We start from the raw sequence: 17282 nt of genomic DNA, 5'->3' as shown, positions 1-17282 counted from the left end.
AATTAGTAAAGGTGATTAGTGAGAGTGGCCACAGCCGCCTTCAGCGTGCACATGTCCGTGAGAAACTTCTTCACTTGTTGCTTCACGTACAGAGATGATTTCCACATCAAATGTTAGCGTTTTACCCGCAAATGGGTGGTTTAAATCACAATCTGCGTTAAAGCGACCTACTTTAACAATAGTCACTTGATGACGACCTTGGTTAGAACTTACCATTGCTGTCATACCTGGTTTCCATACTTTAACGTCGCCTTGTAAGTGCTTAAGCGGGATGCGTTGAATTAAGTCATCAACACGCTCGCCGTACGATTCACTTGGCTCTAGCGTTACACTAAACTTCTCACCAGCTTGTTTGCCTTCAAGTGCTTTTTCTAAACCAGGAAGCATGCCTTCGCTACCATGAATGTAAGTGAGTGGTGCTTCGTTTGTGCTACTTTCTATTTGTTCAGTGCCTTCACTGAGTGTGTAGTGAAATTCAACAGCTGAATTTTTACTGATTTGCATGCTTATCTCTTTAAATTTAATATGTTGAGGCTGATTTTACGCGAAATATACTTGTTTATAAACTTAACGTGGCTGATTTAGTGTTTTTTGTAAATCTAGCAGTAAATCTTTTTTTATTGGTGCTGCTTTTTGCTTTTCAGCCTGAGGTATAAACAGCACTAATTGAGTGCCTGGCTTTAAAATGCTTGATGCAGAGAGCTTATTCCATTTTGCCAAGTCGCTATGAGGGACATCATAAAGCTGACTTATACTCCAAAGGCTATCGCCTGACTTAACTTCGTAATCTATTTCAATGGTGGGAATCGCAATCTCTTGGTGCTCTAAATAAGGACTAATTTTGTAATCAACAGTTAATGTGCTTGGCAGAGTTTTAGGTTGTCCAACTAATAACTTTTCTCCAACGCCGATTAAATTATTATTTTTATTATTAAGTTGTTTTAAAGCTTTTACCGACATGCTAAAACGCCTAGCGATACCATAAAGCGTGTCGTTTTGTTTAACGATGTACTCTCCAGCAAAGTTTGATTTAAAAAACTGACTTTTTAATAGTGCCTCTTGCCCTATAGGAAGCAGTAAAGTGTGCGGCCCGTTAGGTGAGCTTTGATTTTTTAAGTACCCCTGATTGATTGCATGTAGCTGCTTTGAGCCTATACCAGAGAGCTTAGCAATAACTGAAAAGTCAAACTGCTGGCCTATATTCATCTGTGTTGTAAATGGCTTATATGCAAGCTTTGGGCGCTTAATGCCTTTTTGTGGGTGTTTAACTAAATAGCTTAAAGCGAGTAACTTGGGGACGTAGTCAGCGGTTTCTTTTGGTAGGCTTAGCGACCAGTAATCGGTGCTTTTACCGCGCTTTTTGTTTTTTTCGATTGCGCGTTTAACACGGCCCTCACCACTGTTATAAGCGGCCAAAGCGTTTAGCCAATTACCATCAAAGCGTTTATGCAAGTAGCTTAAGTAATCAAGTGCGGCATCAGTTGAAGCAAGTACGTCTTGGCGGCCGTCGTACCATTGGTCTGACTTAACTCCAAAGTGATGCGCCGTTGCGCCAACCAACTGCCAAACGCCAACAGCTTGCTGTGATGAGGCTATCGTTGGTCTAAAATCGCTTTCTACAAATGGTAGTAAAGCGAGCTCCATAGGTAGTTGCTTTTGCTCAATTTTTTTACGATGTGATACAGGTACGGCGCTGCACGTTTGTTTACAGCACGTAAGTAATTGGGTTGCTTTAAATACCAATTTATACGTTGCTTTAAAGCTCGGTTTTGATCAATTTTAAAATGCAGGTTCTCGGCAATGTGAACCCATAAGTCAGTTGCTTTGGGAGATGGCTTTTTAATGTTTACTTTTTTATGTAGTAATACTGTGTTCTGAGGCTTTACTTGAGCATCTTCAATTATGTGTTGATCCGATTTGTCTAAAAAAGTGTGTTTTGGCTCAAAGTGAGTAAATATTTTTGGCGTTTCTTGAATTTCTGATTCAGTTGTTTCACAACCGAATAGAAATAAAACTAAAAAACAGAGAGACAAGCTGCGCATAATGTTCACTTTTGTAAATTCCTTTTACTATTTTAACACAGTCCATTGTGTTGAGTTATTTTGCGTTTTTCGCGCGAGCTAATCCTGATTGCAAAAACAAATTGCTCGATTTTGCATTTAAAGATTCTTCTGTGTAAGGTTTCATTACTTTTTTAGGAAACGATAACACAAGTTGTTCTATCGTTTGATCGTTGTTTTTGTTCACATGCTCAGTAATAGCGGTTAGAAATGCTAACGGCTGTTTGAGTTGAGCTCTGTCAAGTATACCACCATGCCCTGGTATAATCAGCGCAAGATTTTCATCGTCAATGTATTGTTTAAGCAGCGTTCGCCAGCTTTTAAATTCGCCGTGCCCAGGATAAGGGAGCCAGTCAACAATGTCGCCACCAATTAAAACACGACCGCTATTAGTTGTGAGTGTTAAGTCACCACTTGTATGGGCTTGATGGGCGTTTAAGGTTACTTTAAACCCCCTAAATCAAGTGTTTTATTTTCATCAATAATAATTTCTGGCGACTTTAGTTGATATTCTTGCCAGCGAAAAAGGCGTTTTTTTGCAAGCTCCAACTTTTCACGCCATTGTGCTTGTTCTGCTTTTGAAATACCGGCTAAGCGTTGGTAACTCAGCTCTATACTTTTTTCGTAACTATCGAGTTGGTCATTAAATGCTTTTTGGTAGCGATTAAAATCGCTATTTACTTGCTGATGCACAATTAGTTTTGCATCAGGGTAGAAGTGTTGCATAACCGCCATACCGAGTAAATGATCATCGTGGTAATGCGAAGCAACTAAGTAGCATAATGGTGTTTTTAGGTGTTTTTTTAGGTCATTAGCTAGCTGTTCCACAGCAGCAAAATTACCGCTTGCATCAACAAGTAGTGCACACTTGTCACCTTCGATAAGTACTTGGTTAGAGTCGTAAAAACGCAGCTTTTTTCTTGTTCTAAAAATTGGATATTAGCATTAATAGTTACCCAATTGACTGCGCCATAAGTTGTTGGCGCTACGAGTAATAAAGAACATGCTAGTAGTAAGTATTTACATGAAGCGATTATATAAGATAGGTTTAACTTCATCCTGTGTCTCTACGCTATTATTTAATTATGCTAATAATAAACAAAAAGCGCAGTTTGCGCTTTTTATTTTTGATGTGTGGGGTCACTTGCCAAATGCTGACTTAGTTTGTCAACGAGTTGGTCTTGTTTCTGCTGCTCAACTGTAGCCTGTGTTTTTGCTTCTAGCAATTCGTGGCTTAAGTTTAACGCTGCCATAAGTAAGGCTTTTTGATCATTTCGAACTGAAGAGCGTTGTTTCATTTGCTCCACCAAATCATTAAGGTTTTTAGCTGCTGCTATTAGTGCCTCTTCTTGTCCTTCAGGACAAGCAAATTGCTGCTCTTGACCTAGCAACTCAACAGTGACCCGCTGGTTTTGCAGCTCAGACATTAGCTAGCCTGTTGTGCACTTTGTAATTTATCAAGAAGACCAGATAAAGTTGTGCTGGCATCTTTTTGTTTTTCTTCGTTTTCAATAGCTTCTAGCTGTAATAGTTCGTTTTCATCTGCTAGTTTGCTATTTTGTTCTTTTAAGTTTGAAACATCAGTTAGCAATTGATTATTACGATCAATTAGTGAATCGATCAGTTGTTCGAGTTGTTGAAGAGTATTGTTATTCATAAAGGCGCTCATATAACTGTAATTAATGTCATGCAAATGTAAAGCAAAGTGTATTGATTTGCCAGCATTTATGGTGGTTTTAGCTGATTTTTCTTCTGCGTTAAGGGATAATTCAGCGTGAAGGCTTTTTCATTCATAAATGGTTCACTCTCAGTTGCCAAAGTATAGTGCTTATGGTTCACTGTTTTTTATTAAATAGCGTATGGCGAAAATAAATAATGCTTAGTTATAGACACTCATTTCATGCTGGTAACCCTGCCGATGTACTCAAACATTTAGTGTTAGCGCAAGTACTAGGTTATCAAACAATTAAAGATAAACCACTTGATTACATAGACACACACTCAGGCGCAGGTTTTTTTGAATTAGCCGCAGCTGATTCGCAAAAAACACAAGAATATCAAGATGGTATAGAAAAGTTGTGGCAGCATAAAAGTGAACACGCTGCACTTAATGAATATATAGCGTTAATTAAATCGTTTAATGAAACAGATGAACTTGCATTTTATCCTGGCTCTCCAAAGATTGCTGAGCACTTTTTACGTCGTCACGATAAAGGATGGTTTTTTGAGCTGCATCCGCGCGATTTGTTATTACTTGAAGAGAATATGCAAGGTAAACGATCTATTCGTGTACGTGGTGAGAATGGATTTACTGGATTGGTAGGCCTTTTGCCACCTGCTTCACGCAGAGCATGTGTATTGATCGACCCACCATATGAAATTAAGGATGATTATGAAACGGTTGTTACTACTTTAATCAAAGCGTACCAGCGTTTTTCGACAGGTACTTATATGATTTGGTATCCTGTAGTGGATAGGGAACGTATTGATAATATGGAGCAAGGTTTAATAGATTCAGGTATGCGTAATATTCAATTATTTGAATTGGGCACTGAAGATGACACCGATGTACACGGCATGACCGCATCTGGCATGATAGTCATTAATCCGCCATGGAAACTAAAGCAAACTATGGATGCAGTGCTACCAGAGCTCATGACTTTATTAAGCAAGCCGAGTGGCTTTTATCGTAGCGAACAATTAGTAAGTGAATAGCTGAAATGTTAAATAAAAAGCGCTGTGCAATACAGCGCTTACTTTTATGCCTTATTTTTTAACGTATTTAGTTAAAATAACAATACGTTGACCATCAACTCGCCCTTCAATATGTTCAGGATTACTCGTTAAGCCAATATTGCGTACTGCGGTACCGCGTTTAGCGGTAAGGCTACTGCCTTTAACGTCTAAATCTTTAATAAGTGTAACGGTATCGCCAGCTTGAAGTACCACACCGTTGCTATCAACATGTTTAACATCGTCATCTTCAGCAAGTGCTTTTTTAGCCCAAGCAAGTGTATCTTCTTCAAGGTAAATCATGTCGAGTGCGTCTTGTGCCCAGCCATTATCAGGCGCTAAGCGCGAAAGCATTCTGTAAGCTACAACTTGTACTGCGGGTGTTTGGCTCCACATGCTGTCATTTAAACAGTGCCAATGTGTTGGTGTTAATTCGCTACTGTTTTCGATTTGTTCTTTACAGGTTTGACATGTGTAAATACATTTATCTGAATGAGTTTCTGTCACAGGAGGTACTTCGTATACAGAAAGGTTTTCGGTTGCTGCACATAATTCACATTGATTACTACTGCGTTCAATTAAGGCTTTTTCAATACTCATGAAGGTTCTTATTTAAGTGAAGTTTACATTTGGCGTTATTATACCCTAGCAGGGCTGCTGAACGCTATAAGCCCCTTGGTTTTGTAAGGGTATATTATTCATGCGGGGGTTTTTAATTTCTGAACCCTAGGCCTGCTTATCTTTTGAGGTTAAATTTACAGCAGTCAGTTTGGTATTTAGGCGAGGCAGAGCCTATGGTGTGTGGTTATTCCCATAAATAGCCCCTCGATTGAACAAATTTTAATCCACAAAAGTCAACAAGCCCAGTTGTTTATTCTTTTTGTAAGGCGTTTATGCAATATGTGTAATGTGTCTGTTGGAGGTTTGATAATAAAAACGATGGCAATAGATCGCTATTTTATATTTAGTAGAGCATCCTTTTATATGATTTACTTTTAGTTGTTTGCAATGATTAAGATATTTTTACTATACTTTTAATTTGTCACATGTATTAAAGTAACTACATAAGTGCTAATTGCACACATGAACTTACAGGCTAAACCTATTGAAAGCGTCTAATACACCAACTTTAACTCCTACTCTTACGCAGTATGTAGCAAGACAACCCATATTTAATGCTGAAAAAGAGGTTTTTGCGTATGAGTTGCTGTATAGGAATTCATCAAATAACGCCTTTCCAGTAGGTACAAGTGATGAACATGCAACGAGCCGTTTATTTTTTAATACGCTTATGTTGGTAGGTGCTGAAAAGCTTACTGCGCATCAACTGGCATTTATTAATTTATCAACGGATGCATTACTCGATGACTTCCCTAAATTATTAAATCCTGAAATGACGGTTATTGAAATTGTAGAACGCACAGTGAATATAGATGAAGTAGCTAAACGTGTTACATCATTAAAAAAAGAGGGATACACTTTTGCACTTGATGATTATGATGGCGATGCAAAGTGGGAGCCATTATTAGCACTTGTTAGTTATATAAAAATAGAGGCCGATGAGCCCATAATAAAAACTAATATGCACGTAAAAAAGCTTAAGCGTAAATACCCTCACTGTAAAATTATTGTTGAGCGTATAGAGACACACGAACAGTTTAAAGTACTAAAAACTGCTGGATGTGACTTATTTCAGGGATTCTTTTTTGCTCGTCCAGAAATGCTAACTTACAGTGGTATCGATCCTTCAAAAGTTACTGTGTTTGATTTACTTAAATCAACGTCAAAAGAGTCTTTATGTTTTGAGGAGATACATCAGCGTGTAGCGAGAGATGTTGGTATTACCACGCGTATTTTGAAATTAGCTAATGCACGCTCAGGAAATAGTAATTTAGTAATTACGTCTATTTCGCAAGCTGTAGTGTATTTAGGCGAAGACGTTATTCGCCAGTTTGTCCGCGTACTAGCTCTCAGTGACTTAGGTATAGATAAACCGACGGAGCTCACTAAATTTGCACTTGTGCGAGCAAGGTTAATAGAGTTAATTTTAACTGAAGAAAGTCGTGATTTGGCTCAGCAAGGCTATTTAGTTGGGTTGTTCTCAATGCTTGATGCCATTTTGGATATTGAATTAAATAGTATTGTTAAAGAATTTACACTAAACAAAGATATCACTGATGCTTTATTACATGGCTCTGGGGTGCTAGGCGATTGCTTAATTCTTGCCAAAGCTATCGAAAATAAAAACTGGTCATTAGTTGATACAACCTTAAAAGAAATCAATCCACAGCTCCCAATTGAGAAACTTTATAACTTTGTTTTAGAGTCGATGCTTTATAGTGATGATGTAATAGAGGTTGTGGTTGATTAAATATGCGTAATTGGTTGTCGGTTATAAGTGTAGTGGTTGCTCTTTGTTTATTGTTTCCTGGTATTACAAAACCAGTATTAACAATAGAGGGCAACATAGATAAATCAAAATTAGCGCAAGCGGGTATTGAAATGCTGGCTGAAGAGGGCGATGGCCGGACTCGCAGCATGCTAATGATGTTCTCGAATATGCTAGGGCTTGATAAGTTAGAGGGCGAGATTAGCGCCTATAACAAAACACAAAGTATTTTAGGTACAGTTAAAGAACTTGCTAATAATAACAATTTACTTGTAGCCGCCTTAGTGGGGTTGTTTTCTATTGTTATTCCAAGCCTGAAGCTGCTATTACAATTGTTTTATTGTTGCCTACCTTTGAATGGGTTTAAGCAAAAGCTCGGTCTGGTTATTTGTGCATTAAGTAAGTGGAGCATGGTTGATGTATTTGTTATTGCATTAATAGTGACTTACCTAGCAGGTAACGCTCATGGTAAAAGTGGTGAGCTACTTGTTATGAATGCCCAATTTGGTGAGGGTTTTTGGTATTTTAGCGCATATTGTATATTTGCAATTATAGCGAGTAACTTAATTAAAACACCTGATAAACCGCAGTCTACATAATTAAAGTATTTGTGGTTGCCGTTAGGTTATCTTACAATCATTTTAAAATTTATTAAAAGGCATAATGTTGCAACGTTTTTACTCTAGTTTACTCATGATAACTTTACTGCTCACTTTTGTGGGTCAGGCAGTTGCGTCTGTAGCTATGGTATGCGAAATGCCACATATGCCAACAAAAACAGCAATGCATGCCCAAATGCCAATGACACACAGTAGTGATGCAACAGCTGTTGCTAGCATGTCTGAAAATATGATGCAGATGGATTGTTGCGACGACGAAAGTACACCACAAAATGATTGCAAATGCCCTATCAGTGGCTGCGCTGCTAATTCAATGCTTAATGTTGATACTTTATTTAGCGTTACTTTACTTGAATCTGAAAAAGTAAATATAAGTGTATTTACTACACAAATTAATATACCTCGTTCACTTTACCGCCCTCCTATGTCTGCTTAATAGCAGGATAGGTGTATGTAAAAATTGCGGTAACCCCGTTTATTGGTAATTCCTAAACACCTTTTTTGCTTCCTAATTTAAGAATTTCTTTTATTTTTAGATGGAGCAAGTGATGAACCACGCTGTAAGTATTAAAGCCGTGTTATGTAGTGTTGTGTTATTTAGCACAGCTGTTAATGCGCAAAACAATCAAAATAATCTAAAGATCGATACGCTAAAGCAAGCCCGCAATGAGCAAACGCTTAGCTTAACGCAAGCGCTTAATTATGCACTAACGCATGAGCCATGGCTAAAAGCGAGTGGCTACCAAGAAGATGCCGCAATAGCGCAAAGTATTGCCGCAGGCACCTTACCCGATCCTGTTTTAACGGTTGGCTTACTTAACTTGCCTACTAACGGTTATGCGTTTGATCAAGAAGGGATGACACAGCTTAAAGTCGATTTGAGCCAAAAGTTTAGCCGAGGGAATAGTTTAGCGCTTAAACAAAAGGCATTAGCTCAGTCTGCTCAACAATATTCTTGGCAGCGCGCCGATCGCTTAGCACAAGTAAAAGCAATTGTGATTGAGTCGTGGTTAAACGCGTATCGTGCTCAGCGAAGTATTGCTTTAATTGAGCAAGATAAAGGATTATTTACTCAGCTTATTGAAATTACCGAAGCAAGCTACGCAAGTACCTTAGGTAAAACACGCCAGCAAGATATTATTCGTGCGCAATTAGAACTCACTCGCCTTGAAGATAAGCTGGTTATGCTTGAGCAGCAATTTGAAAGTGCTAAAAACCGTTTAGCACAGTGGTTACCTATGAATATGCTTATGCAGCCTTTAAATGCCGAATTTACTAAAACCACAGGGCTGGTTGATTTTGCAAACCTTGAATTTGATAAATTAATACAGTTGCTTATGGCGCATCCCGCAATTATTGCGATAGATAAAACCGTCACGGCAAAGCAAACCGAAGTTGCACTCGCCAAGCAAAGTTACAAACCTCAAATGGGCGTTAATGTGGGTTATGGTTACCGAGATGATACGCCGATGGGGAGTCGCGAGCTGATTTACTCTCGGTAGGGTTTAGTGTTGATTTGCCATTGTTTACTGATAACAGACAAGATCAACAGGTTAAATCGGCTATTGCTAGTGCAGAAGCTACTAAAACACAAAAGCTGGTGGCGCTTCAAAAACTCAAAGGCATGTACTTTAAGGAGTTTAGCCAACTCGCTCGTTTGCAAAAACGCGATACGCTTTATCAAAATACGTTATTACCGCAAATGTCAGAGCAATCTCAAGCAACACTAAACGCTTATACGCGCGACGATGGGGATTTTTCTGACGTGATGCGCGCGCGTATTAGTGAGCTTAACGCCAAAATAGATGCGCTTAATATTCAAGTAGATCAGCATATTATTACCGCTCGCCTTAATTATTATGCAAGTAGCTTAGACCCCCAAGTAATGAGCGAGCAAACTGGAGAATTACATAATGAATACTAATTTAAAGTTACTTGTTGCCGCCTTAGTGGGCGCAGGCGCTGTTGGGTTAATTGGGGGTTTAGTAATGCAGTTTTTACCTAGCAGCTCGGCAATGCATGAACAGCAAAGTGCTGAAAAACAGCCCTTATATTGGGTAGCCCCTATGGATAGTAATTACAGGCGTGACGCGCCAGGGCTGTCGCCAATGGGAATGGATTTAGTCCCTGTATATGAAAACGATAGCAACGCTCAGGATGGACCAGGTGCAGTAACTATTTCGCCTGCAGTAGTTAATAACTTGGGTGTAAGAACTGCCAAAGTAGAGCTTAAAACACTTCACAGCGATATAAATACTGTAGGGTATGTGCAATATAACCAAGACCAACTTATTCACATTCATCCGCGTGTAGAAGGCTGGATTGAAAGCTTGTACGTTAAAGCGCAAGGTGCACAAGTTAAAGCCGGTGAGCCTTTATATACTTTGTATTCACCACAATTGGTGAATGCACAGGAAGAGTTTTTACTGGCGGTGAATCGTAATAATACCGTGTTAATTCGCGCTGCAAAGGCGCGTTTAGAGTCGTTAAATGTATCTGATGGATTTATCGAGCGCTTACAAAAAAATAAAAAGATAATGCAAAATATTACTTTTTACGCAAAGCAAAGTGGTGTGGTAGATGAGCTAACAGTACGAGAAGGCTTTTACGTTAAACCAGGCACATCAATGATGAGTATTGCTCAGCTTGATGAAATTTGGGTAGAGGCAGAAGTATTCGAGCGCCAATCAGAACAAGTTAGCGTGGGCTTGCCCGTTACAATGACGCTTGATTATTTAGAAGGTCAAAAGTGGGAAGGTAAGGTTGATTACATTTACCCCGCGCTTGATGCTAAAAACCGGACGCTACGTGTAAGACTCAGGTTTGAAAATACAGATCATCGGTTAAAACCAAATATGTTTGCACAAGTGAGCATTCACGCTAAAGCGAGTAAAGCGCAATTTACAGTCCCTAAAGAAGCGGTAATTCGCACGCAGCATCAAAATCGTGTGGTTATTGCATTAGGTGAGGGTCGTTTTAAATCGGTAGAAGTCGAAGTTGGGCAAATTAATAGTAATGAAGCGGTCATTTTGTCAGGCGTGACGACAGGTGACACGGTAGTGACCTCAGCGCAATTTTTAATAGATTCTGAGTCGAGTAAAAGCTCCGACTTTAAACGAATGGAAATACCTAGTTCTGGTATTAGCTCAGGTATGGGGTCGGATTCTGGTTCAGGCTCTAATATGAACATGGATATGCAGCCACAAAGCGCCACGGTTAACGGCACTATTAATGCCATAGATATACAAAATCGCATTATAAATATTAGTCGAGAAGCCATTGAAAAATGGAATCGAGAACCCGCCACAATGGACTTTGTATTAGCGCCAGATATTGATATTAGTCAGTTTGAAAATGCCCAGTATATTAATTTTACTTTTAGCATTATTAATGATGAATTTGTAATCACTAAAGCGCAAAACGCAGAGCCGATTGATCATTCTACTATGCAACCTATGCAACACAGTTCTCACTAGGAGCCATTATGATAACTGCCATTATTCGCTGGTCTGTTGGCAATCGCTTTTTTGTGTTGTTGCTTACATTAATTTTACTGGGTGGAGGGTTGTTTGCGATAAAAAATACGCCCGTGGATGCCTTGCCTGACTTATCTGATGTTCAGGTCATTATAAAAACTACTTACCCGGGGCAAGCGCCGCAAGTAGTGCAAGACCAAGTCACATTTCCGCTCACTACAGCAATGCTTTCTGTGCCGGGTGCGCAAACTGTAAGGGGTTTTTCGTTTTTTGGTGACTCGTACGTTTACGTTATTTTTGACGAAAAAACCGATTTGTATTGGGCGCGTAGCCGAGTACAAGAATACCTAAGTCAAGTAGCAAATCGATTGCCCGATAGCGCTACGCCAGAGCTTGGTCCTGATGCAACAGGCGTAGGTTGGATTTACTTATACGCACTGGTTGATAAAACAAATAAACACGATATTAGTCAGCTACGAAGCTTACAAGATTGGTTTTTAAAGTTTGAGCTACAAACCGTACCAGGAGTCTCTGAAGTGGCTGCTGTTGGTGGCATGGTTAAGCAATACCAAGTCAATGTAGAGCCCGATAAATTACGTGCTTATGGTATCCCGCTTAGCCTTATTCAAACTGCTATTCAACAAGGCAACCAAGAGATGGGCGCCTCAGTAGTTGAAATGGCTGAAGCTGAATACATGGTAACAAGCACCGGCTACATTAAGAGTGTTGCCGACCTAGAAGCTATTCCGCTTGGCGTAAACGCTAATGGTACTGCGCTGCAATTGCGTGATGTAGCTGATATTAGAGTCGGGCCGCAAATGCGCCGTGGTATTGCAGAGCTAAATGGCGAGGGCGAAGTAACCGGCGGCATCGTTATTATGCGCTATGGCGAAAATGCACAAAAAACTATTGAGCTGGTAAAAGCAAAATTAGAATCGCTTAAAAAGGGATTACCAGAGGGCGTTGAAATAGTCCCTGTGTACGATCGCTCCAACTTAATTAATAACGCGGTAGATAATCTAACAAGTAAGCTAATTGAAGAGCTGATTGTAGTTGCTTTAGTGTGTGTGGTGTTTTTGTTTCATGTGCGCTCATCATTGGTGGCAATTATTACATTACCGCTTGGAATTTTAACGGCATTTATAGTTATGTATTGGCAGGGGATTAACGCCAATATTATGTCTTTAGGGGGAATTGCAATAGCGATAGGTGCAATGACCGACGGTGCTATCGTCATGATTGAAAATATGCATAAACATATGGAGAAAACGCCCCTTACCAACGAAAACCGCTGGGAAGTTGTGGCTAAATCGGCGAGTGAAGTGGGTCCTGCATTATTTTTTAGTTTATTAATTATTACCGTCAGCTTTATGCCGGTATTTATTTTAGAAGCGCAAGAAGGACGTATGTTTGCGCCACTGGCTTACACTAAAACCTATGCTATGGCAGCGTCTGCTGGGCTTGCGATTACCTTAGTGCCGGTATTAATGGGTTACTTTATTAGAGGTAAAGTTATTTCGGAGCAAAAAAATCCAGTTAACCGATTACTCGTCGCAGCGTATCGCCCACTACTTAACTGGGTGCTTAAATTTCCAAAAATGACATTGGTACTCGCGGTGGTTGTTTCTGTTATTGGCTTTTACCCGGTAAATAAAATAGGCAGTGAATTTATTCCGCCACTCGATGAGGGCGATTTAATGTATATGCCCACAACGTATCCTGGTTTATCGGTAGGTAAAGCGCGCGAAATACTACAGCAAACCGACAAGCTAATTGCCACAGTACCCGAGGTTAAAACAGTATTTGGTAAAGTTGGGCGAGCAGAAACAGCAACAGATCCTGCACCGCTTACAATGATAGAGACGTTTATTCAGTTAAAACCAAAAAACGAATGGCGCGAGGGTATGACCCTTGAAAAACTTAAAAAAGAACTCGACGGTTTGGTTAAGTTTCCGGGGTTGACGAACGCGTGGGTAATGCCAATTAAAACACGTATTGATATGCTCGCAACCGGTATTAAAACCCCTGTGGGCATTAAAGTTGCGGGACCAAAGTTGAGTGAAATTCAAAAAATTGGTCAACAAATAGAAGTGCTTTTAAAAGATGTGCAAGGCACCGCATCGGTTTACTCAGAGCGAGTAGCAGGTGGGCGTTATATAAAAGTAGATATAAACCGAGAAAAAGCGGCGCGTTATAGTTTAAACATTAGCGACGTACAGCAAGTTGTATCTACAGCAATTGGTGGTACAAACGTAACACAAACCGTAGAAGGGCAAGAGCGCTACCCAGTTAATTTGCGTTACCCGCAAGCATACAGAGACTCGCCAGAAGAACTAATGTTGTTACCCATTGTAACGCCTACAGGGCAGCGTATAGCACTTGGTGATGTAGCCAATGTATTTATTGAAGATGGACCGCCTGGTATAAAAAGCGAAAATGCACGTTTAAACGGTTGGAGCTTTATTGATATAGATGGCGTTGATATTGGTACTTACGTTGAGCACGCTCAGCAAGTGCTCGATAAAGACCTAATACTACCAGCTGGCTACTCAATTACGTGGGCTGGGCAGTATGAATACATGCAGCGCGCTAAAGACAAACTGACTTATGTATTACCACTTACATTAGCAATAATTATTGTGTTGCTTTACCTTAATTTTAGAAGCTTTGCTGAGGTCACTATTATTATGGCTACGTTGCCACTGGCAATGATTGGTGGCGTATGGCTAATGTATTTAGAGGGCTTTAACTTTTCAGTTGCAGTAGGTGTGGGCTTTATTGCCTTAGCTGGGGTAGCGGTAGAGATAGGGGTCATTATGCTGGTGTATTTAAACCAGGCCTATCAAGAAAAATGCATCGAAGCAGAGCAGGCAGGTAAGCCACTTAGTTTAGTGCAATTACAGCAAGCTATTATTGAAGGTGCAGGGCTTCGAGTACGCCCAGTAATGATGACTGTTGCTACCATTATTATTGGCTTGCTACCTGTGCTGTATGGCACAGGCACCGGAGGCGAAGTAATGAGCCGGATAGCAGCGCCTATGGTGGGTGGTATGGGCAGTGCAATTGTACTTACTTTACTTGTTATTCCTGCGGTTTACTTACTATGGCGTAAGCGAGATTGGTAAAAGTATTAGGGAGTAAGCCAAGTATTTATTCCCTACATACCAGAGTTGTTTTTAGAATACCTTCATTATCGCTAGTTAGATATTATTAATTTGTTAAATTAATAATAATTAATTGTGTTGATTTATTTTTTTGTTAATAATAAACGGTAATTTTATTTAAGGAACGAATAATGAAGTATTTACACTGGCAGCATATTATACAAAAAGCACTGTTTACTTGTTTTTATTTACTCACACTTAGTTATTCGTGTTTTACGTTGAGTAATTCAAGTTTTACTCTCGCTGATTTTACCTTACGGCCCCCATTCGGTGGTATTAGTTATGCTCCTTCTGCACCAACTAATTTTAATTATAGCAAAAGTGATAACGCTATATCTGTCTCTTGGGATTGGGGAGTTAATGATGGTGGCGAATTGGAGGTTTTTTCTGCAAAAACTTTCAATGGAGCTCTTGAAAGCCAGAGTAAAAATACTTTCAGTGTTCTGCCTTGTAATGGTAATTGTAATCTTACTACGCACTTTGTTGTTGAAGTATCTGAAGCTGGCGGTGCTTATAGGGTTGTTGCAACAACTACAGGAAAAATTTACCACTTTACATTAACTAACTATGCCAGCTACCGGTTTAGAGTTAAAGCTGGGACTGATTACTCTAAAACAGAGGTAGGGCCAAGGAAAATTATCTATAGTGATTATTTGGTAGGCCCTGTTATTACAGCTCCTGCAAAACCTAAGTTAGAAAAACCCAGTATTACTCCGGCCTCAGAATCAATCCTTTCCGGTACGGCAATATCAATTAGTTCAAGTTACACAATCAAGTATAAGCTAGTTAATAACGGTACAAGTTGCGATAACGGTAGCTGGCTGAGCTATACAAGTGCATTTAATTTAACGCGCAGTCAACGCGTGTGCGCTAAAGCAATAAAGTCAGGTTGGCCTGATAGTGATGTGGTGCTTCAAGATTATACAATTTTGGAGCAAACCTCTCAGTTTGCAGCGTTGGCAGCAATAACGCCTAATAATGAGTTGGAGTTCGAACCAGTGGGGTCGCCAACGGTTAGTGGTGTGGGAACTATTAAGGGTCAAGCCGGGGTTGATGGTGGCGCAGCAACCTACCACATTCCTATTGAATTACCGCCAGGGCGTGTAGGCATGCAACCGGAAGTGTCGCTCAATTATTCATCACGCAGCGGCAAGGGGATAGCCGGTGTGGGTTGGTCATTAACAGCAGGTTCAAGTATTACACGCTGCGCTGCAACTTATGCACAAGATGGTTTTAGTCAAAACCCACAATACAACAGTAATGACCGTTTGTGCCTAGACGGCCAACGTTTAATCGCAACATTAGGCTCTTATGGTAATTCAGGCACTGAATATCGCACAGAAATAGATAGCTTCACTCGCGTTACGCAAAGCGGTTCTCTTAATGGCACGTCGACGTGGTTTAAAGCCGAATATAAAAATGGGCATGTTGCTTATTTTGGTAAAACCAGCAATTCACGCTTAGTGCATGGTGGTAAAAGTGCTGCGTATTCGTGGTTAATTGAATATCAACATGATGCTACTGCGAAAAATTATATTCATTATAAATATGAAGAGTTTGGAGTCGGTGAAACGCTATTAAGTGGAATAGCTTACACAGGAAATAGTGTTAGTTCAAAAGGGAGCTAATCAATTACTTTCGCTTACGAAAGTAATAACAGGTTTAAAAGTGGTTATATAGCAGGAGGAAATTACTCATCATCACAGCAGTTAAAAGCAATTAATGTTGAAAATAATGGTCAAGTAGTTAGGTCTTATGACTTAACTTATACCTTAAGTCGAACTTCAAATAGAGAGCTATTAAATAAAGTTCAGCAGTGTGAAGGTGCAGATAATTGTTTTTCAATAACGAACATTGATTGGAGTGATAATAAACAAACAGTTGCGTTAAATACGCTAAGCTTAGCTAATGGAGAAAGGCTATTTCCTAATATTTTAAATTTATTTGAGTATATACCCCAAGGCGACTTAAATGGTGATGGAGTAAGAGATTGGCCAGGAGTTTACCTTAATGCTGAGGCCGAACTTTCTTCATATAATAATTTGGCGTTTAACCCTTGCTATCAAAACAGCTATAACAGGCAATTAATTTGCGTTGATGGTGACTTTAACATGGATGGTAAAAGTGATGATTGGTCAAATGTTAATGGGCTAATGGTAATTAAATATACAAATGGTGGAATGGTCACTACTAATGTAGAGCTAGGAAATAGTGCCAACTTGGGCATAGCTGATAGTCACCCTGTTCATATAGCAGATTACAACGGTGATGGATGGCCTGACCTGATGGTTTATGATTCATCAAATTCAGGCGGGGTGTCTTTAAAACTTTATTATCACACGGGTTTAGTTCAGCGTCCATATAGTGAAAGCCAGTATATAGGTAGTTATGGTTTAATACGTAAAGGAACATCCAATATACTAGGTCGAGGCTTTCAATTTATGGGCGATATGACAGGTAATGGCCTGCCCGATATAATAAAAACTGACAGCGGTGCTTCAAGAGATAACCCTTATCCACAAGCTATACCAACTAGTTTATTAGTCAATAGCGGCAGTGACTTTTCAAATGTTGGTTTAGATGATTTAGATATACTTTATAATGGTGATTATCAAGATTTACATCCGGTTTTTTCATATTTTATTGATATAAATGGGGACGGGTTAAGCGACTGGATTGGGTGGCGTACAACACCGTCGATAAAGTTAGTTGCTAGACTAAGCATTGGGGGAGGAATTTTGCTCAAAACGAAATCAACTTAGGTTCTAACCCTTTTGAAACTCGTTTTTCGTATATACGACTTAGCAATAATGAAGTTGACACAAGGTATATTCTTAAAT

General features: G+C 39.6%; 12 protein-coding genes and 3 pseudogenes. 9 read left to right on the top strand and 6 right to left on the bottom strand.

Annotation, left to right across the window (positions count from 1 at the left end):
- Positions 1-15 precede the first annotated feature (15 nt).
- The 5 genes and pseudogenes from P4S65_RS02615 to zapB all read right to left on the bottom strand — a co-directional run bounded on the left by P4S65_RS02615 (position 16) and on the right by zapB (position 3717).
- The gene (locus tag P4S65_RS02615; RefSeq protein WP_337119521.1) at positions 16-504 is read right to left on the bottom strand and encodes an FKBP-type peptidyl-prolyl cis-trans isomerase; all 489 of its coding nucleotides are present in this window, start codon (positions 502-504) and stop codon (positions 16-18) included.
- A gap of 63 nt (positions 505-567) precedes the next feature.
- Positions 568-2042: pseudogene (locus tag P4S65_RS02610) on the bottom strand (LysM peptidoglycan-binding domain-containing protein).
- 55 nt (positions 2043-2097) lie between these two features.
- A pseudogene (locus tag P4S65_RS02605) lies at positions 2098-3118 on the bottom strand (MBL fold metallo-hydrolase).
- Positions 3119-3181: 63 nt separating this feature from the next.
- A complete protein-coding gene (locus P4S65_RS02600; protein ID WP_337119520.1) occupies positions 3182-3487 on the bottom strand; it encodes a cell division protein ZapA in 306 nt (101 codons plus the stop codon).
- Entirely contained in the window at positions 3487-3717 is a 231-nt protein-coding gene (gene zapB / locus P4S65_RS02595) for a cell division protein ZapB (protein WP_007375968.1), read from the bottom strand. Before zapB ends, P4S65_RS02600 begins: the two co-directional genes overlap by 1 nt.
- Positions 3718-3935: 218 nt before the next feature.
- Here zapB and P4S65_RS02590 point away from each other — a divergent pair, with 218 nt between their 5' ends.
- On the top strand, positions 3936-4775 hold the full coding sequence (locus tag P4S65_RS02590; protein WP_337119519.1) for a 23S rRNA (adenine(2030)-N(6))-methyltransferase RlmJ: 840 nt from the start codon (positions 3936-3938) through the stop codon (positions 4773-4775).
- 51 nt (positions 4776-4826) lie between these two features.
- Here the strand turns inward: P4S65_RS02590 and P4S65_RS02585 are convergent, their stop codons facing one another.
- The gene (locus P4S65_RS02585; RefSeq protein ID WP_337119518.1) at positions 4827-5393 is read right to left on the bottom strand and encodes a PhnA domain-containing protein; all 567 of its coding nucleotides are present in this window, start codon (positions 5391-5393) and stop codon (positions 4827-4829) included.
- A gap of 505 nt (positions 5394-5898) precedes the next feature.
- Between P4S65_RS02585 and P4S65_RS02580 the strand changes: the two genes are divergently transcribed.
- The 8 genes and pseudogenes from P4S65_RS02580 (at position 5899) to P4S65_RS02545 (ending at position 17204) form a co-directional block, all read left to right on the top strand.
- A complete protein-coding gene (locus P4S65_RS02580; RefSeq protein WP_337119517.1) occupies positions 5899-7164 on the top strand; it encodes an EAL and HDOD domain-containing protein in 1266 nt (421 codons plus the stop codon).
- Positions 7165-7166: 2 nt separating this feature from the next.
- Positions 7167-7781, top strand: coding sequence for a paraquat-inducible protein A (locus P4S65_RS02575; RefSeq protein ID WP_033023237.1), 615 nt, complete (start codon positions 7167-7169; stop codon positions 7779-7781).
- A 94-nt stretch (positions 7782-7875) separates the two neighbouring features.
- Entirely contained in the window at positions 7876-8238 is a 363-nt protein-coding gene (locus tag P4S65_RS02570; RefSeq protein ID WP_337119516.1) for a hypothetical protein, read from the top strand.
- A 112-nt stretch (positions 8239-8350) separates the two neighbouring features.
- Positions 8351-9726: pseudogene (locus P4S65_RS02565) on the top strand (TolC family protein).
- Entirely contained in the window at positions 9716-11278 is a 1563-nt protein-coding gene (locus P4S65_RS02560; RefSeq protein WP_337119515.1) for an efflux RND transporter periplasmic adaptor subunit, read from the top strand. Before P4S65_RS02565 ends, P4S65_RS02560 begins: the two are co-directional and overlap by 11 nt.
- 8 nt (positions 11279-11286) lie before the next feature.
- On the top strand, positions 11287-14403 hold the full coding sequence (locus tag P4S65_RS02555) for an efflux RND transporter permease subunit (RefSeq protein ID WP_337119514.1): 3117 nt from the start codon (positions 11287-11289) through the stop codon (positions 14401-14403).
- A gap of 170 nt (positions 14404-14573) precedes the next feature.
- Positions 14574-16070 (top strand): SpvB/TcaC N-terminal domain-containing protein, encoded by a 1497-nt coding sequence (locus tag P4S65_RS02550; RefSeq protein WP_337119513.1) that lies wholly within the window; start codon positions 14574-14576, stop codon positions 16068-16070.
- A gap of 483 nt (positions 16071-16553) precedes the next feature.
- Entirely contained in the window at positions 16554-17204 is a 651-nt protein-coding gene (locus P4S65_RS02545; protein ID WP_337119512.1) for a hypothetical protein, read from the top strand.
- Positions 17205-17282: the final 78 nt, after the last annotated feature.

The sequence above is a fragment of the Pseudoalteromonas sp. B131b genome, from assembly GCF_037162545.1.
GTDB classification, from domain to species: Bacteria; Pseudomonadota; Gammaproteobacteria; order Enterobacterales; family Alteromonadaceae; genus Pseudoalteromonas; species Pseudoalteromonas fuliginea.
Note: the sequence above shows the minus strand (reverse complement) of the source record. Positions and strands in the feature narration are given on the sequence as shown.